Raw genomic sequence first — 17,308 nt, 5'->3', positions numbered from 1 at the left:
GGGAGGCGCCCGGGGCGCTCGGGGAGGGCGAGCCGCACGCCGCATCCGCCGCCCGCGCCGGCGTCGTCCGGCCCGAGCTCGTCTCCCTCTCGGAGGCCGCGCGCTTCGCCGACGAGCTCGCGGCCCTCGCGCGCCGCCGCGGCCTCGCTGCGGCACGGACGCCCCTGCCCGCGCGCGTCCCGCTCGCCGAGGTCGCGACGAGCGCCGGTGCCGCGGGCGGGCATCCGCGATCGACCCTCCGTCCGGGAGGGCTCCCGGCGGCCATCGGCGCGGGGCATGACGGTCCCGTCGTCGTCGACCTCGTGGCGGACGGGCCGCACGCCGTCGTCGCGGGCACGACGGGCAGCGGCAAGAGCGAGCTCCTCGTCACCTGGATGGCGGCCCTCGCGGCCGCGCATCCGCCCGAGGAGGTCACGGTCCTCCTCGTCGACTTCAAGGGCGGCGCCGCCTTCGATCCGCTCCTCGTCCTCCCGCACGCGGTCGGGCTCGTCACCGACCTCGACGGCCGCGGCGCGCGCCGCGCCCTCGAGAGCCTCCGGGCGGAGATCCGCCACCGCGAGCGCACCCTGCGCGAGGCGGGTGCCCGCGACCTCGACGACCCGCGCGCCGCCGGCATCCTCCCCCGGCTCGTCATCGTCGTGGACGAGCTGGCCGCGCTCCTCGCCGACCAGGACGGCCTGCACGAGGTGGTCGCCGACATCGCGTCCCGCGGGCGGTCGCTCGGCATGCACCTCGTCCTGTGCACGCAGCGGCCGGCCGGCGTGGTCCGCGACGCCGTCCTCGCCAACTGCGACCTCCGGCTGTCGCTGCGCGTCAACAACGAGGCCGACAGCCGGGCGCTCCTCGGCACCCCCGACGCCGCGCACCTGCCCGCCGCCCCGGCAGGCCGCTGCCTGCTGGGCGCGCACGGCGGATCCGCGCGCCCCTTACAGGTCGCCGTCACCACGGCCGACGACCTCGCGCGCATCGCATCCGAGCGCGTGCCCCGGCGGCCGGTCCGTCGTCCGTGGCTGGACCCGCTCCCCGCCGTCGTCCCGCTCGCCGGGCTCGCGGGTCTCCCGCCCCTCCGCGCGTCCCCGTCCGCAGGCCCGTCCCCGGACGGCGACGGTCACGACGTGGCCCTGCCGTTCGCGCTCGTAGACCTGCCCGCCGAGCAGCGCCGCGCGGCCGCGCTCTGGCGTCCCGCGACGGACGGGCACCTCCTCGTGCTCGGCGGTCCGGGATCCGGGCGCAGCTCGTGCCTGGGGGCGCTCGCCGCCTCCGCGGCCGCCGCGGGCGTGCGGGTCAGCCGGGTGCCCGCCGATCCGGAGGGCTGCTGGGACGCCCTCACGGCCGTCGTGGCCCGCATCCGGAGGCCGGGCCCGCGGCCCGCACCGCTGGTCGTGCTCGCCGACGACCTCGACGTGGCCGTCTCCCGCCTCGACCCCGACCATCAGGCGGCCCTCCTCGAGCTGCTCGCCGCGCTGGTCCGCGAGGGGCCCCACGCGGGCGTCGCGCTCGCGGCATCGGCGAGGCGGCCGGGCGGCGCGCTGCAGGCCGTCGGCGCCGCGGCGGGTCCGCCCGTGCTCCTGGCGCTGCCGACGCGCCAGGAGCACGTGCTCGCCGGCGGGGAGCCGTCGCTGTTCGACCCGGCCGCCGGGCCGGGCGCGGGGGAGTGGCGCGGGGCGCGGATCCAGGTGGCGCTGCCGCCCGCGGACCGGGCGGCGGGAGCCGGCCCGGATGCTCACGCGCTCCCCGCACCCGCACCCACACTCGCACCCGCACTCGCGGACCCGGCCCCGCCCCTGGTGCTCGAGGACGGTCCGGTGCACGCGCTCGTCGCGTCGGCTCCCGCCCAGGCGGCGGCGCGTCTCCGCGCGGAGGGCCACGAGGCCGTGGAGGTGCTCGACCTGCCGCTCGGCTGGTCGCCGGATCCGGGTCATGTGGCCCCCGGCGCGCGCGATCGCGACGGCATGCCGCATGTCGTCGTCGGCGATCCCGACGCCTGGCTCGTCCGCGGCGCCCTGCTCGCGGAGATCCGCCGGGCGGGCAGCGTCGTGCTCGAGGGGTGCGCGCCGCGGGACGTCCGCACGCTCCTGCGCATCCGCCAGGTGCCGCCGCCGCTCGCGCCCGTCCCGGGGCGGGTGTGGCGGGTCGCGCCGGACGGCGCCGTCGAGCGCCGATCCTGGCTGCGCGCGCCCGAGACCGTCGGGCCGCGGGAGCCCGAGCCCGCGCCCGCTGCCGCTGCCGCCGACCCGGCGCTCAGCCGATGAGCGTCGGCGAGACCCGGATCGCGCCGACGGGCACGCCGCCGCCGAGCACCACGAGGTCGAGGTCGGGGCGCACGCGCTCCACGTCGTCCCGGGTGATCGCACCCGCCTCGGCGAGCAGCTCCAGCGCCACGATGGTCGACGCCCGCAGGCTGCCGTCGAGCGTCTTCGAGGCGACGGTCGTGCCGTCGGGGGCGGTCATGATCATGATGCCCTCGGCCCCGCCCTTCGCGAACAGCCCCAGCTGCTCGATGACCACGGTGTTCGCGCGGCCCGGGCCATCGATGGCCCAGCCCTGCGCGCGGACGGCCGCCGTGAGGGCCGCCGCGTGGCGGTACAGCGCGAACGGGGAGCCCGCGGCGGAGGTCGCGATGCGGTGGATCCCGCGCGCGAGCGCCGTGAGCGACATCGCGTGCACGGGAGCGCCGCAGCCGTCGATCCCCGTCGTCGCGATGCGCTCGCCCGTGAATCGCTCGACCACGTCGCGGATCCGCACCTGCAGGGGGTGGTCCGGGTGCAGGTAGTCGTCGGTGGACCAGCCGTTGGTGGCGCACGCGAGCAGCATCGCGGCGTGCTTGCCGGAGCAGTTCATGTAGACGGGGGAGGCGGGGATCCCGGCGCGCACGAGCTCGTCGCGCGCGGCCCGGTCGAGCGGCCAGTCCGCGGGGCAGCGGAGGGCGGACTGGTCGAGCCCGGCCTTGGCGAGGATCCCGCGCACCACCTCCACGTGCCGTGCGGTCGCCGCGTGGCTCGCCGTGGCGAGCACGTGCTCCTCCTCGGTCAGCTCCGCGCCGCTCGCGAGCACCGCGAGGGCTTGGAACGGCTTCATGCTCGAGCGCGGGAAGACGGGCGTCGACACGTCCCCGACCTCGCGCAGCACCTCGCCCTCGCCCGACAGCACCACGGCCGCGCCCACATGGCGCGACTCCACGAAGCCGCTGCGGTCGAGCACCGCGAGCTCCACGGCGCCCTGCACGGGGATCGTCCCGACGGTCGTCCCCATCAGAGCGCCCGGAACGCGTCGGCCAGCACGCCGAGCGCGTCGTCGAGAAGCTCCTCGGAGATGGCGAGGCTCGGCAGGAAGCGCAGCACGTTCCCGTACGTGCCGGCGGTGAGGATGATCACGCCGTGCGCGTGGCAGTGCGCCGCGATGGCCGCGACGGCCTCGGCGTTCGGCTCCTTGGTGGTGGATCCGGTGCCCGGCTGCACGAGCTCGATCGCGATCATCGCGCCGATGCCGCGCACGTCGCCGATGATGTCGTGCTCCGCCTGCAGCGCCGTGAGCGCGCGGTGCAGGTGCTCGCCGATGCGCGTCGCCTCGGCGAGCAGACCGTGCGCCTCGATCGCCTCGAACACGGCCACGGCGGCCGCTGCCGCGACGGGGTTGCCGCCGAACGTGCCGCCGAGCCCGCCGGGGAGAGCGGAGTCCATGATCTCGGCGCGGCCGGTCACGCCCGCGAGCGGCAGGCCGCCCGCGATGCCCTTGGCCGTCAGCACGAGGTCCGGCACGAGGCCGAGGTGCTCGCTCGCGAAGAAGCGGCCGGTGCGCGCGAGCCCCGACTGGATCTCGTCGGCGATGAAGACCACGCCGTTCGCCGTGCACCACTCCTGCAGCGCGGGGAGGAAGCCGTCGGCCGGCACCATGAACCCGCCCTCGCCCTGGATGGGCTCGGCCACGACGCACGCGAGGTCGCTCGCGCCGATGCGCTTCTCGAGGTACGAGATCGTGCGGGCCGCCGCCTCGGCGCCGGAGAGCCCGTCGTGATACGGGTACGAGCTCGGCGCGTGGTAGACGTCGCCGGCGAAGGGCCCGAAGCCCGTGCCATAGGGCGCGGCCTTGTAGTTCATGGCCATCGTGAGGTTCGTGCGGCCGTGGTAGCCGTGGTCGAGCACCGCGACGGCGCGGCGGCCCGTGTGCTTGCGGGCGATCTTCACGCCGTTCTCCACGGCCTCCGCGCCCGAGTTCACGAGCACGGTGCGCTTCTCGTGCGTGCCGGGCGTGTGCTCCGCGAGCAGCTCCGCCACGCGCACGTACTCCTCGTACGGGGTCACGGTGAAGAGGGTGTGGATCACGTCGCCGAGCTGCGCGGTCGCGGCGTCCACGACCTCCTGGCGCGTGTGGCCGACGGTGGTCACGCCGATGCCGGCGCCCAGGTCGATGAAGCGGTTGCCGTCCACGTCCTCGACGATCGCGCCGTGCGCACGCGCGACGTACACGGGCAGCAGCGACGAGACGCCCGGCGGCACGACGCGCTTCCGGCGCTCGTGCAGCTCGCGGGAGAGCGGTCCCGGGATCTCCGTCACGATGCGTCGCTCCTGCGGCACCTGCGGACGGGCGGCAGCCGCGGTCGCGGCGGGGGAGTCGGAGGCGGAGCCGGCAGGAGTGCCGACGAGGGCGGAGTCCAGGGTGTCTGTCATGATCCGGCGAGCCTACCCGCGCGGGAGCCCGGATCCGAGAGGCCCCGCAGCCGGGCCGGTAGCGTGATCGCATGCACTTCGAGCACCGCTACGCCCTGTCCCTCGAGTGGACGGGCGACCGCGGATCCGGCACGTCCGACCCCCGCTCCTACGGCCGCGACCACGTGGTGCGCATCGACGGCAAGCCCGACCTCCTGGGATCCGCCGACCGTCCGTTCCGCGGCGACGCCGCCCGCTGGAACCCCGAGGACGCCCTCCTCTCCGCGCTCGCGCAGTGCCACCTGCTCAGCTACCTGCAGGCGGCCACCGCGGCCGGGGTCGTCGTCGTCGGGTACACGGACGAGCCCACGGGCACGATGCGCCAGACCGCGGACGGGGGCGGCCACTTCGTCGAGGTCACGCTGCGGCCCGTCGTCACCGTGCGGGACCCCGCCCAGGTCGAGCTGGCGACCTCCCTGCACCGGGGCGCATCGGAGCGCTGCTTCATCGCGGCGAGCGTCGCCTTCCCCGTGCATCACGAGCCGCGCACGGTGGTCGCACCCGTCTGACCCGTCTGACCCGTCGGATCCCGGTGCTCGCCTGTCGTCCCTGTCAGGCGCCGCCCGGCCGCATCGGGCAGACTGTCCGCGTCCCTCCCACAAACCTGGCGCGTCCGGCGCGCCGATGAAAGCGACTCCCGTGAAGCGACGCATCCCCCTCACCCTGGCCGCGGCCGCCGTCCTGGCCCTGTCCGCCTGCTCCGGCAGCGGCGCGCCCTCGGCCGATCCGTCCGCCAGCCCCACGGCGGGCGCGCGCACGGCCGGCGCCTCGTGCATCGACACGCAGTCGGGCGACGCGTCGAAGTCCGTGAAGGTGTCGGGCGACTTCGGGTCCGCCCCCGAGGTCACGGTCGACGGGCCGCTCAAGGTCGACACGACCGAGCGCACGGTCGTCACGCAGGGCGACGGCGCCGAGGTCGGCGCCGGCTCCACCGCGAACATCGCGCTCGCCGGCTACAACGGCACGACGGGAGCCGCGCTCCCGCAGCTCGCGTACAACGGCGACGCGCCGCTGCCCGCGAACCTCGACGACAGCGCCCTCGTCCCCGGCGTGGTCCGCGCGGTCGAGTGCACCAAGGTCGGATCCCGCATCGTCGCCGTGGTCCCGGCCGCCGACGGCTTCGCCGCCGAGCAGGCCTCGCAGCTGGGCCTCGGCGCCGACGACCCGATCGTCATCGTGGTCGACGTCCTGAGCCAGGTCCCGACGCGCGCCGACGGCGCCGACCAGCCCGCGCCCGAGGGCTTCCCCACGGTCGTGCTCGGCGACGACGGCGCCCCCACCATCACGATCCCCGACGCCGCGCCGCCGACGGAGACGAAGATCGCGAACCTGAAGGTGGGCACGGGCGAGACGGTCACCGACGGCGCGAACGTCACGGTGCAGTACACGGGCATCAACTGGACCACCAAGAAGGTCTTCGACTCCAGCTGGGACAAGGGCGGCAAGCCCGTCTCGTTCCAGACGAGCGGCGTCATCCCCGGCTTCACCAAGGCGCTGGTCGGCCAGAAGGTGGGCTCGCAGGTCATCGCGATCATCCCGCCGGCCGACGGCTACGGCGACAAGGGCCAGGGCGACGACATCGGCGGCACCGACACCATCGTGTTCGTCGTCGACATCCTCGGCACGCAGGCCGCCCCCGCGGGCCAGTAGGGGTCGTCGTCGTGCGCCGCGTCATCATCCTCGGATCCACGGGCTCGATCGGCGTGCAGGCCCTCGAGGTCGTCGCGCGCCACCCGGAGCTCTTCGAGGTGGTCGGGCTCGGCGCCGGCAGCAAGCGCGAGGCGCTCGCGGAGCAGGCGCGCGTCGCGGGCGTCGAGCACACGGCGCTCGGAGCGGACGAGGCCGAGCAGCTCATCCGGTCGGTCGACGCCGACGTGGTGCTGAACGGCATCACCGGATCCGTGGGGCTCGGCCCGACGCTCGCCGCGCTGGAGGAGGGCCGCACGCTCGCGCTCGCCAACAAGGAGTCGCTCATCGTCGGCGGCGAGCTGGTGCGGTCCATCGCCCGGCCGGGCCAGCTCGTCCCCGTCGACAGCGAGCACTCCGCCATCGCCCAGGCGCTGCGCGGCGGCACGGCCGAGGAGGTGCGGCGTCTCGTCGTCACCGCGTCGGGCGGCCCGTTCCGCGGCCGCACGCGCGCGGAGCTCGCGGATGTCACCCCGCGCGAGGCCCTCGCGCACCCCACCTGGGACATGGGCCTCGTCATCACCACCAACTCCTCGACCCTCGTCAACAAGGGCCTCGAGGTCATCGAGGCGCATCTCCTGTTCGACGTGCCCTACGACCGCATTGACGTGGTGGTGCACCCGCAGTCGCTCGTGCACTCCATGGTCGAGTTCATCGACGGCTCCACGCTCGCGCAGGCCTCCCCGCCCGACATGCGGCTCCCCATCGCCCTGGGCCTCAACTGGCCGCACCGCATGACCGACGTGGGCGTCCCCATCGACTGGACCCGCGCCGCCACCTGGACCTTCGAGCCTCTCGACGACGAGGCGTTCCCCGCCGTGCTCCTCGCGAAGGAGGTCGGCCGGGCCGGATCCACGTACCCCGCGGTCTACAACGCGGCCAACGAGCAGGCCGTCCACGCGTTCCACGCCGGTCGCGCGGGCTTCCTCGACATCGTCGACACCATCCGCCGCGTCGTCGACGCCCACGAGCCGGCGTCCGACGCGCTCACGCGCGAGTCGCTCGCCGAGGCCGAGCGCTGGGCGCGCGCCGAGGCCGACCGCGTGCTGGGGGTCTGACCGGGCGCTTCGCCGTCGAGCCGGCCGCCCCGCGTCCGCTGACCTCCCCGGACGGCACGTCGTCCGCCCTGCGCAGGTCCGATGCCCGCCGTCACTGGTGACGCCGCGGCGCCTGGGACGTGCCGCCGCGGGGCGGGGCTGCGTGGGTCGGCGGTCGGCCTCCGCGGCTGAGTCGTCGACCGCCGCGGCTCACCCGCCGACCGCTACGGCTCAGCCGTCGTTCGAGCCGCCGTTGCCGCCGCCGCCAGTGCCGCCGCTGCCGGTGTTCGAGCCGCCGTTCCCGGTGCCGGACCCGGTGCCGGACCCGCCGTTGCCGGACCCGCCGCCGTTGCCGGATCCACCGTTCCCGCCGCCGTTGCCGCCGCCGTTCCCGCCGCCCGGCGAGGGGCTGGGCGACGGCGCGGGCGGGGTCGTGGCGGTCGGGCTGGGCGTGGGCGACGGGCTCGGAGCGAGCGGGGGCGTCGCGGACGGCGAGGGCGACGGGCTCGAAGACGGCGTCGGCGTCGGCGTCGACTTCGCCGCCTCCTGCGCGGCCACGAGCTGGGCGCGCACGGCGTCGATGCGGGCGACGACCTCGTCGTGCCGTGCCTGGTCGACGGTCCCGGCCGCGAGGTCCGCCTCGACGGCCGCGCGCAGCTCCTCGAGCTGGGCGAGCGCCTTCGCGTAGTCGCCGTCCGCGGACGACTGCGTGACCGCGAGGGTGCGCTGCTGGAGGTCGTCGAGCGCGCGGCCCTCGGGGGTCGACGATCCGGCGCAGCCCGCGAGGAGGAGGACGGCGGTCGTCACGGTGGCGAGTCCGACCGCGGCGCGACGCCGCCGGGTGCGGGCGGATGCCGGGGCGCGGGTGACCTCGGGACGGATGCCCTCGGGGCAGGTGCCCTCGGGTCGGGCGGATGTGCGGATCACGGGGCGTCCTCCACGCTCTTCTGCAGCTCCTCGAGGCTGGCGCCGAGGGGTCCGGGGACGGACGGGTACGAGGTGTCGCGGTCCTGGAACGACGTGATGGTGACCACGCCGACCACGGCGGCCGCCGCGATGAGCACCGAGACGACCGCGATGCTGAGGGCCCGTGTGCCGCGGCGCTTCGCGGGGTCGCGGTCGGCTGCCCGGAGGCCGGTCCCGGTCGGGTCGACGCGGTCGGCGGGCGGGGGAGCGAACCGCTCGGTGCGCGCGTCCGCATCCGCGGACGCCCCGAACCGCTCCGTGCGCGCATCGGCGCCCGCCTGCGTCGCGCCGGCACCGAGGCCGGCCGCGGCGGCCGCGGCGCCGGGCATCACCCGCGTCGACGTCGCGGTCGGGTCGTCCACGGCGGACGCGGGCGCCCGTCCGGTCCGCAGCTCCGCCGCGACCTCGCGCGCGGTGGGCCGGGTGGCCGGATCGCGCCGGGTCATGCGGCCGATGAGGTCGACCCACGACGGCCCGAGCCGCGCGGGGATCTCCGGGTCGCGCACGACGCGCGCCATGGTCGACTCGGCGGCCGTCCCCGGGAAGGTGCGGCGGCCGGTGAGGCACTCGAGGAGCACCAGGCCGAGCGCGTAGACGTCCGTCGCGGCACCCACCTCCTGGCCGAGCGCCTGCTCGGGGCTCAGGTAGCTGACGGTGCCGACGATGGACCCGGTGGAGGTGAGGCGCGTGCCGTCCACGAGGCGCGCGATGCCGAAGTCGGTGAGCTTCGCGGCGGCCGGCTCGTCGGGGGCCTCGGGTCGGGCGAGCAGCACGTTGGCGGGCTTCACGTCCCGGTGCACGACCCCGCGGCGGTGGATGTAGCCCAGGGCGTCCGCGAGGATCCCGCCGATGCGCGCGACCTCGGGGCCGGGCAGCGGACCCTCCTTCATGCGGTCGGCGAGCGTGGTGCCGTCGACGATCTCCATCACGATGAACGCGAGGGCGCGGTCGCCGACCACGTCGTCGCCCACGTCGAAGAGCGTCACGAGGCCGGGGTGGCTGAGGCCCGCGAGCATCCGCACCTCGCCCTCCTGCCGCTCGACCTCGTTCGGGTCGGCGGAGTCGGTGGCGAAGACCTTGACGGCGACCTCGCGGCCGAGCGTCTCGTCGACGGCTCGGTGCACGGTGGCCATGCCGCCGCGGCCGAGCAGGCCGCTGATGCGGTAGCGGCCGCCGAGCAGGGCTCCGGCGAGGCCGTCGGTCCGTTCTCCGGGCATGGGGCCACCTCTCGTCGCGCGGGCCCCCAGACTAGCCGGGGGCTCCCGTGAGAGAGCCTGCCGCGCCGACCCGGGCTGTGGGGGAGCGCCCCGCGCGGCGTCCGTCGGACGCGACCCCGCGGATCCGCATCGCGGCGGGCGTCCGCCCAGGATGCGGGAGGTAGCCTCTCCCACCATGGACGGCGTCTTCCTCTACATCCTCGGGGTGCTCATCATCGTGGTCGGCGTCGCCGTGTCCATCGGCCTCCACGAGGTCGGGCACCTGCTGCCCGCCAAGCTCTTCGGCGTCCGCGTCACGCAGTACATGATCGGCTTCGGCCCCACGATCTTCAGCCGCCGCAAGGGCGAGACCGAGTACGGCGTCAAGGCCATCCCGCTCGGCGGCTACATCTCCATGATCGGCATGTTCCCGCCGCAGAGCTCGCGCGCCGGCACGAGCAGCACGGGGATCGCGCAGCTCGTCGGCTCCGACTCCCGCCGGGACGGCCAGGCGGAGCCCGGTGCCGACGGCGGATCCCCGCCCGCCGACGACCGCGCGGGCCGCGGCTTCTTCGACCTCCTCGTGCAGGACGCGCGCCAGGCCAGCGCCGAGAGCGTGGGCGACGAGGAGGACCGGGCCTTCTACAAGCTGCCCGTGCCGAAGCGCATGGTCATCATGCTGGGCGGCCCGGCGATGAACTTCCTCCTCGCGCTGGTGCTCTTCGCCGTGGTGCTGTGCGGCTTCGGCGTCACCCAGCCCACCACCACGGTCGGCCAGGTCAACGCGTGCATCGTCCCCGCCGGATCCGCCGCCTCGGCCGATCCCGCCACCTGCCCCGCCGGCGCCCCCGCCGCTCCCGGTGCGGCCGCCGGCCTCCAGCCGGGCGACACCATCGTCAGCATCGACGGCACGCCCGTCACCGCGTGGGACCAGGTCACGACCACCGTCCGCGCCTCCGCCGGCCGCGAGCTCGACGTCGTCGTCGACCGGGGCGGTGCGCAGCAGACCCTCGCCATCACGCCCGTCCTCTCCGAGCAGGCCGTCCCCGGATCCCGCGGCGCCCCCGAGGTCGACGAGCAGGGGAGGCCGGTCACGCAGCAGGTGGGCCTCATCGGCTTCACGCCCACGCAGGCCGTGCAGCGGCAGCCGCTGTCGGCCGCCTTCACCACCACGGGCGAGAACATGGCGGCCGTCGGCAACCTCATCCTCAACCTCCCGCAGCGCCTGGTCGACGTCGGCCGGGCCGCGTTCGGCGGCGGCGAGCGCGACCCGAACGGCCCCATGAGCGTCGTCGGCGTCGGCCGCGTGGCCGGTGAGATCGCGAGCCTCGACGAGACGCCCGTCGCCTCGCGCGCCTCCGCCATGATCGGCCTGGTCGCCTCGCTCAACGTGGCGCTCGGCATGATCAACCTCCTGCCGCTCCTGCCGCTCGACGGGGGTCACGTGCTCGGCGCCGTCGTCGAGGGCGTGCGCCGGTTCCTCGCCAAGGCGTTCGGCCGGCGCGACCCGGGACCGGTCGACGTCGCGAAGCTCATGCCGCTGACCTTCGTGGTCGTGATCCTGTTCGGCGCCATGAGCGCGCTGCTGATCTTCGCCGACCTGGTGAACCCCGTACGCCTGACCTGAGCCGCGCGTCGGACGGCGTCCCCGGCCGCGCGCGCCCCCGCCGCACTCCACGTGCAGGAATCGGACGTAGGCTCTTCCCCGTGCCAGCAGTCAATCTCGGAATGCCGAAGGTCCCTGAGGTCCTCGCGCCCCGTCGCAAGACCCGTCAGATCAGCGTCGGCAAGGTGAAGGTGGGCGGGAACGCCCAGGTCAGCGTCCAGTCGATGACGACCACGCAGACGACCAACATCAACGCGACGCTCCAGCAGATCGCCGAGCTCACGGCCACCGGCTGCGACATCGTGCGCGTCGCCGTGCCGCACCAGGACGACGCGGACGTGCTGCACATCCTCGCGAAGAAGAGCCAGATCCCGATCATCGCGGACATCCACTTCCAGCCGCGCTACGTCTTCACGGCCATCGACGCCGGCGTCGGCGCCGTGCGCGTGAACCCCGGCAACATCCGCAAGTTCGACGACCAGGTCGGCGCCATCGCGAAGGCCGCCAAGGCCGCGGGCACGTCCATCCGCATCGGCGTCAACGCCGGATCCCTGCACCCGAGCCTGCTGCAGAAGTACGGCAAGGCCACGCCCGAGGCGCTCGTCGAGTCCGCCGTCTGGGAGGCGAGCCTCTTCGAGGAGCACGACTTCCACGACTTCAAGATCTCGGTCAAGCACAACGACCCGGTCATCATGGTCAAGGCCTACCGGCTCCTCGCCGAGCGCGGCGACTGGCCGCTCCACCTCGGCGTCACCGAGGCCGGCCCCGCCTTCCAGGGCACGATCAAGAGCGCGACCGCGTTCGGCATCCTGCTGTCCGAGGGCATCGGCGACACCATCCGCGTCTCCCTCTCCGCGCCCCCGGCCGAGGAGGTGAAGGTGGGCCTGCAGATCCTGCAGTCGCTCAACCTCCGCGAGCGCAAGCTCGAGATCGTCTCCTGCCCGAGCTGCGGCCGCGCGCAGGTCGACGTGTACTCGCTCGCCGAGCAGGTCACCGAGGGCCTCAAGCACGTCAACGTGCCGCTGCGCGTCGCGGTCATGGGCTGCGTCGTCAACGGTCCCGGCGAGGCCCGCGAGGCCGAGCTCGGCGTCGCGTCCGGCAACGGACGCGGCCAGATCTTCGTCAAGGGCGAGGTCATCAAGACCGTCCCCGAGGCCGAGATCGTCCAGACCCTCATCGAGGAGGCGAACCGCCTCGCCGCGGAGATGCCCGCGGGATCCATCGGCAGCCCCGAGATCCTCGTCTAGTCCCACCCGCCCCACCCGCCCGCGCGGCGGCCGCGCGTCCGCGCGCGCCGCCTGCGCGTAGGCTCTGCTAGTCGTCCGCCCGGCGGACCGCCCACGAACTGAGGATGCTGTTGAACGGTAACGCCACTTTCCGGCATCGGAACACCTCCCTGCTGGGGCTCGCCAGCGTCCTCGCCCCGCACACGGTCACCTCCGTCGAGATCGACGACCGCCTGAAGCCCGTGCTCTCCCGGCTCCGCCTCCCCACCGGCCTGCTGCAGCGCGTCGCCGGAGTGCTCGAGCGCCGCAACTGGGACGCCTCCATGTCGTTCGACGCGGCCGCCACCCAGGCCGGGCGCAAGGCGCTCGCGCAGGCGGGCGTCGAGCCGTCGCAGATCGGGCTCCTCATCAACACGTCCGTCACGCGCGCGCACCTCGAGCCGAGCGTCGCGGTCGGCATCCACCACGGGCTCGGCCTGCCGTCGTCGGCGCTCAACTTCGACATCGCCAACGCGTGCCTCGGGTTCGTCAACGCCATGACGCTCGCCGGGCACCTCATCGACTCCGGCCAGATCGACTACGCGATGATCGTCGACGGCGAGGACGCCGGCGAGATCCGCCACAACACGGTCGCCCGCCTGCTCCGTCCCGAGACGACGCGCGCCGACTTCCTCAGCGAGTTCCCGAGCCTCACGCTGGGCGCGGGCGCGGCGGCGGCCGTCCTCGGGCGGACGAGCGACCACCCCGAGGGGCACCGGATCCTCGGCGGCGTCACGCGCGCCGCCACCCAGCACCACGAGCTCTGCATCGGCGACGTCGACGGAATGTTCACCGACACGAAGGAGCTCCTCCGCGGCGGCATGGAGCTCGTCGTCGACGCGTGGAAGGAGGCGGCCGGGGACGACTGGCAGTGGTCGGACATGGACCGATACATCCTCCACCAGGTCTCCGACGTGCACACGAACGCGATCGTCAAGGCCGCGAAGCTCGACAGGTCGCGCGTGCCGCTCACGTACCCGCGGTACGGCAACGTCGGTCCCGCGAGCATCCCGATCACGCTCGCCGACCAGGCCGACAGCCTCAGCCGCGGCGACCGCGTGCTCTGCATGGGTGTGGGCTCCGGCCTCAACACGGCCATGACCGAGATCCTCTGGTAGCGGCGCCGTGACGCGCGAGGCCCGCGGGAACGCGGCGACCGTCCCTGTGCCCGGCGACGACGGGCAGCCGCTGCCGGGCCTCGACCCCGCCTGGTCGCGCGTCGTGGAGGCGGGCGGCCACGGCTGGCACCTGCTCGACACGGGGGCGCGGCTCGCGGCGACGGGCGCGCCGGTCGCCGGCACCGTCCTCTGCGTGCACGGCAACCCGACCTGGTCGTACCTGTGGCGGCGCATCGCGGCGGAGTCGCTCGCGCGCGCGGAGCGGGATCCGTCGGCACCGGCGTGGCGCGTCGTCGCCGTCGACCAGCTCGACATGGGCTTCTCCGAGCGCACGGGCGAGTCCCGCACGCTGCCGACGCGACTCGACGACCTGCAGGCGCTGACCGACGAGCTGGGGCTCTCCGGATCCGGCGCCACCGGCCCCGTGGTCACGCTCGGCCACGACTGGGGCGGCGTCGTCAGCCTCGGCTGGGCGCTCCGCAACCGCGACGTGCTCGCCGGGGTCATGGCGCTCAACACGGCCGTGCACCAGGAAGAGGGCGTGCCCATCCCGTGGCCGCTGCGGCTGGCGCTCGCCACGGGGATCCACGACGCCGCCACGCGCGGCACACCGGGCTTCCTCGCCACCACGCTCGCGCTCGCGCACCCGCCGCTCGACCCGGCCGTGCGCCGCGCCTTCGCGGCGCCGTACCGGGGCGCGGACCGGCGCGCCGGGATCCGCGGCTTCGTCGCCGACATCCCCGTGGGGCCCGCGCACCCGAGCCACGCGACGCTCACCGCCATCGCGGAGGGGCTGCGCGACCTCGACCTCCCGGCCCTGTTCGTGTGGGGCCCGCGCGACCCCATCTTCAGCGACGTCTACCTCTCCGACCTCCTCGAGCGCCTGCCGCACGCCGACGTGCACCGCGTGGAGGGCGCCGGCCACCTGATCGCGGAGGACCACGACTACGCCTCCGCCGCGCTCGACTGGCTGGCCGACCGGGTCGCCCCGGGGACGGCTCCCGCCGCGCCCGCGCCTCGCACGCCCGCGCCCGTCCGCCCGCTCGGCGCGCTGCTCGAGGAGCTGCGCGACAGCGACGACCCCGTGCTCGTGGAGATGGCGCCGCGCGGCGGCACCGGTCCGCGCACCGTCTCCTGGCGGCTGCTCTCCCGCCGGGTGCGCGAGATCGCGGCCGGTCTGCACGCGCGCGGCCTCCGCGCCGGCGACCGCGTCTCGCTCCTCGTGCCGCCCGGCGCCGACCTCACCGCCCTCCTCTACGCGTGCCTCCGCATCGGCGCGATCGTGGTGGTCGCCGACGCGGGCCTCGGCGTGAAGGGCCTCGGCCGCGCGGTCGCGGGATCCCGCCCGGACATGGTCGTCGGCATCCCCGCGGGCCTTGCCCTCGCGCGCGCCCTCGGCTGGCCGGGGGAGCGGATCTCGGTCACCACGCTCGCGCCGCCCGTCGCCCGCGCGCTCGGCGTCGCCGCGAGCCTGCCGGAGATCGCCCGCGACGGCTGGGCGCAGGTGCTCCCGCCCGAGCCCGCGGCCGACCACGACGCCGCGATCCTCTTCACCTCCGGATCCACGGGCCCCGCCAAGGGCGTCGTCTACACGCACCGCCAGCTCGCGTCCCTCCGGGACACCCTCGGCTCCCGCTTCGACGTGGGCGTCGGCACCGGCCTGGTCGCCGGCTTCGCGCCGTTCGCGCTGCTCGGACCGGCCCTCGGCGCGACGAGCGTCACGCCCGACATGGACGTGACCCGGCCGCGCGACCTCACCGCGTCCGCGTTGGCCGCCGCGGCCCGCGCCGCCGACGCGACCGTCGTCTTCGCGTCGCCCGCCGTGCTCGCGAACGTCGTCGCGACCGCCGACGCGCTGACCGCCGACGACCGCGTCGCCCTCGGCCGGGTCCGGTCGCTGCTCTCCGCGGGCGCCCCGCTGTCGGAGGCGCTGCTCACGCGCGCCGCCGCGCTCGTCCCGGCCGCGGAGGTGCACACGCCGTACGGCATGACGGAGGGCCTGCTGCTCACCGACATCACGCTCGAGGGGATCCGCGACGCCGCCCGACGCGGCGACGCCGGCGTCTGCGTGGGCACGCCCGTGGACCCGGTCGACATCCGCATCAGCCCGCTCGACGCCACGGGCGCCGCCACCGGCGCGCTCACGTCCGAGCCCGGCGTCACCGGCGAGATCGTGGCGCAGGCCCCGCATGTCCACGAGCGCTACGACCGGCTGCACGTCACCGACCGGGCCGCGCGGCGCGACTCGGCCGACGGGATCCGCCGCCACCGCACCGGCGACGTGGGCCACCTCGACGCCATGGGCGCGCTCTGGATCGAGGGGCGCCTCCCGCACGTCATCACGACCGCCGACGGCGTGCTCACGCCCGTCGGCCCCGAGCAGCGCGCCGAGTCCGCCGCCGGCGTCGGTCGCGCGGCCGCCGTGGGCGTCGGGCCCGCGGGCGTGCAGCAGCTCGTGCTCGTGGTGGAGACCGTGCCGGCCGCACGGCGCGTGGGCCTCGCGGACCCGGACCTCGCTGCCGCCGTGCGCGCCGCGGTCGGCGTCCCCGTGGCCGCGGTGATCGTCGTCCCGGTCCTGCCGACGGACGTCCGCCACAACTCCAAGGTCGACCGCGCGCGCCTCGGGCGCTGGGCCGCCGGGATCCTCTCGGGCGGCCGGGTGAGCGCGCCGTGACCGTCCTCGTCACGGGCGCGAGCGGCATGCTCGGCCGCGCCGTCGCCGAGCGGCTCGCCGCCGAGGGCCACGCGGTCCGCACGTTCCAGCGCCAGCCGTCGGGCCTCGCGGCGAGCGGCACGGAGCCGGTGCCGGGATCCGTCGTCGACCTCCGCGGCAGCGTCACGGATCCGGCGGCCGTCGCGCGCGCGGTCGCGGGCGTCGACGCCGTCGTCCACCTCGCGGCCAAGGTCTCGCTCGCCGGGGATCCGACCGACTTCCGCGCCGTCAACGTCGAGGGCACCCGCGGCCTCCTCCGGGCGGCCCGCGCCGCCGGGGTCGCGCGGTTCGTGCACGTCTCCTCGCCGTCGGTCGCGCACACGGGCCTCTCCATCACGGGCGACGGCGCCGGGCCCGCGGATCCCGTGCGCGCCCGCGGGGACTACGCCCGCACCAAGGCCGAGGGCGAGCTCATCGCCCTGGCCGAGGACGACCAGGCGATGCGCGTCCTCGCCGTCCGCCCGCATCTCGTCTGGGGTCCGGGCGACACCCAGCTCGTCGCGCGCATCGTCGACCGGGCCGCCCGTGGCCGCCTCCCGCTCCTCGGCCACGGGGCCGCCCTCGTCGACTCCGTGTACCGCGACAACGCCGCCGACGCGATCGTCGCCGCGCTCGCCGCCGCCGACACCGCGCACGGCCGCGCGTACGTGGTCACGAACGGCGAGCCGCGTCCGGTCGCCGAGCTCATCGCCGGGATGTGCCGGGCGGCGGGGGTGCCCGCACCCCGGATCCGCGTGCCCGCCGCTCTCGCGCGCGCCGCCGGGGGAGCGGTCGAGCGCGTCTGGGCCGTGCGTCCCGGATCCGACGAGCCGCCCATGACCCGCTTCCTCGCCGAGCAGCTCTCCACCGCGCACTGGTTCGACCAGCGCGAGACCCGCCGGGCGCTCGCCTGGACCCCGGCCGTCTCCCTCGACGAGGGCTTCGAGCGCCTCCGCCTCTCCTACGCCGCGGCCGGATCCACCGGACGCTGACCGGCGCCGGCGCCCGCCCGCGGCGCCCGCCCGACGCGCCCGGA

General features: G+C 75.7%; 13 protein-coding genes. 9 read left to right on the top strand and 4 right to left on the bottom strand.

What is annotated here, in order from left to right; genetic code table 11:
- Positions 1–2,252, top strand: a 2,252-nt coding sequence (locus AWH51_RS03285; RefSeq protein WP_254654459.1) for an FtsK/SpoIIIE domain-containing protein, incomplete at its 5' end; no start/stop codon positions are given.
- Here the strand turns inward: AWH51_RS03285 and AWH51_RS03280 are convergent.
- Both AWH51_RS03280 and gabT read right to left on the bottom strand, forming a co-directional pair.
- Positions 2,242–3,252: an asparaginase gene (locus AWH51_RS03280; protein ID WP_063070690.1), complete on the bottom strand. Its 1,011-nt coding sequence runs from the start codon at positions 3,250–3,252 to the stop codon at positions 2,242–2,244. The genes AWH51_RS03285 and AWH51_RS03280 overlap by 11 nt on opposite strands.
- Positions 3,252–4,667: a 4-aminobutyrate--2-oxoglutarate transaminase gene (gene gabT / locus AWH51_RS03275; RefSeq protein ID WP_063070689.1), complete on the bottom strand. Its 1,416-nt coding sequence runs from the start codon at positions 4,665–4,667 to the stop codon at positions 3,252–3,254. Before gabT ends, AWH51_RS03280 begins: the two co-directional genes overlap by 1 nt.
- A 71-nt stretch (positions 4,668–4,738) precedes the next feature.
- Between gabT and AWH51_RS03270 the strand changes: the two genes are divergently transcribed.
- The 3 genes from AWH51_RS03270 to AWH51_RS03260 all read left to right on the top strand — a co-directional run bounded on the left by AWH51_RS03270 (position 4,739) and on the right by AWH51_RS03260 (position 7,450).
- On the top strand, positions 4,739–5,215 hold the full coding sequence (locus AWH51_RS03270) for an OsmC family protein (protein ID WP_063070688.1): 477 nt from the start codon (positions 4,739–4,741) through the stop codon (positions 5,213–5,215).
- 130 nt (positions 5,216–5,345) lie between these two features.
- A complete protein-coding gene (locus AWH51_RS03265; RefSeq protein WP_254654458.1) occupies positions 5,346–6,356 on the top strand; it encodes an FKBP-type peptidyl-prolyl cis-trans isomerase in 1,011 nt (336 codons plus the stop codon).
- An 11-nt stretch (positions 6,357–6,367) separates the two neighbouring features.
- Complete coding sequence (locus tag AWH51_RS03260) at positions 6,368–7,450, top strand: 1-deoxy-D-xylulose-5-phosphate reductoisomerase (protein WP_063070686.1); 1,083 nt, start codon at positions 6,368–6,370, stop codon at positions 7,448–7,450.
- Positions 7,451–7,660: 210 nt separating this feature from the next.
- Here AWH51_RS03260 and AWH51_RS03255 read toward each other — a convergent pair whose 3' ends face one another.
- Together AWH51_RS03255 and AWH51_RS03250 are read right to left on the bottom strand one after the other, a co-directional pair.
- Complete coding sequence (locus AWH51_RS03255; RefSeq protein WP_254654457.1) at positions 7,661–8,356, bottom strand: hypothetical protein; 696 nt, start codon at positions 8,354–8,356, stop codon at positions 7,661–7,663.
- Positions 8,353–9,612 carry a serine/threonine-protein kinase gene (locus AWH51_RS03250; RefSeq protein WP_063070685.1) on the bottom strand — a complete coding sequence of 420 codons (1,260 nt, stop codon included), beginning with the start codon at positions 9,610–9,612 and terminating at the stop codon, positions 8,353–8,355. Before AWH51_RS03250 ends, AWH51_RS03255 begins: the two co-directional genes overlap by 4 nt.
- Positions 9,613–9,787: 175 nt before the next feature.
- On the opposite strand from AWH51_RS03250, the gene AWH51_RS03245 reads away from it, so the two are divergent.
- The 5 genes from AWH51_RS03245 (at position 9,788) to AWH51_RS03225 (ending at position 17,264) form a co-directional block, all read left to right on the top strand.
- Positions 9,788–11,218, top strand: coding sequence for a M50 family metallopeptidase (locus AWH51_RS03245; protein ID WP_414146342.1), 1,431 nt, complete (start codon positions 9,788–9,790; stop codon positions 11,216–11,218).
- An 80-nt stretch (positions 11,219–11,298) separates the two neighbouring features.
- Positions 11,299–12,444: a flavodoxin-dependent (E)-4-hydroxy-3-methylbut-2-enyl-diphosphate synthase gene (ispG, locus tag AWH51_RS03240; protein WP_172405931.1), complete on the top strand. Its 1,146-nt coding sequence runs from the start codon at positions 11,299–11,301 to the stop codon at positions 12,442–12,444.
- 104 nt (positions 12,445–12,548) lie between these two features.
- Positions 12,549–13,580 carry a 3-oxoacyl-ACP synthase III gene (locus AWH51_RS03235; RefSeq protein ID WP_063070683.1) on the top strand — a complete coding sequence of 344 codons (1,032 nt, stop codon included), beginning with the start codon at positions 12,549–12,551 and terminating at the stop codon, positions 13,578–13,580.
- A gap of 7 nt (positions 13,581–13,587) precedes the next feature.
- A complete protein-coding gene (locus AWH51_RS03230) occupies positions 13,588–16,254 on the top strand; it encodes an alpha/beta fold hydrolase (RefSeq protein WP_254654456.1) in 2,667 nt (888 codons plus the stop codon).
- Positions 16,251–17,264, top strand: a complete 1,014-nt coding sequence (locus AWH51_RS03225) for an NAD-dependent epimerase/dehydratase family protein (protein WP_063070682.1) — start codon at positions 16,251–16,253, stop codon at positions 17,262–17,264. Before AWH51_RS03230 ends, AWH51_RS03225 begins: the two co-directional genes overlap by 4 nt.
- Positions 17,265–17,308: the final 44 nt, after the last annotated feature.

It is taken from the genome of Clavibacter tessellarius, from assembly GCF_001618005.1.
In the GTDB taxonomy this organism is placed as follows: Bacteria; Actinomycetota; Actinomycetes; order Actinomycetales; family Microbacteriaceae; genus Clavibacter; species Clavibacter tessellarius_A.
This window is presented reverse-complemented; position numbering and strand designations above follow the sequence as displayed.

Bases quoted from the DNA above. Each gene is read 5' to 3' on its own strand.
- AWH51_RS03280 (WP_063070690.1), bottom strand. From the start codon at position 3,252: ATGGGGACGACCGTCGGGACGATCCCCGTGCAGGGCGCCGTGGAGCTC.
- AWH51_RS03270 (WP_063070688.1), top strand. From the start codon at position 4,739: ATGCACTTCGAGCACCGCTACGCCCTGTCCCTCGAGTGGACGGGCGAC.
- AWH51_RS03245 (WP_414146342.1), top strand. From the start codon at position 9,788: ATGGACGGCGTCTTCCTCTACATCCTCGGGGTGCTCATCATCGTGGTC.
- gabT (WP_063070689.1), bottom strand. From the start codon at position 4,667: ATGACAGACACCCTGGACTCCGCCCTCGTCGGCACTCCTGCCGGCTCC.
- AWH51_RS03250 (WP_063070685.1), bottom strand. From the start codon at position 9,612: ATGCCCGGAGAACGGACCGACGGCCTCGCCGGAGCCCTGCTCGGCGGC.
- AWH51_RS03235 (WP_063070683.1), top strand. From the start codon at position 12,549: ATGCTGTTGAACGGTAACGCCACTTTCCGGCATCGGAACACCTCCCTG.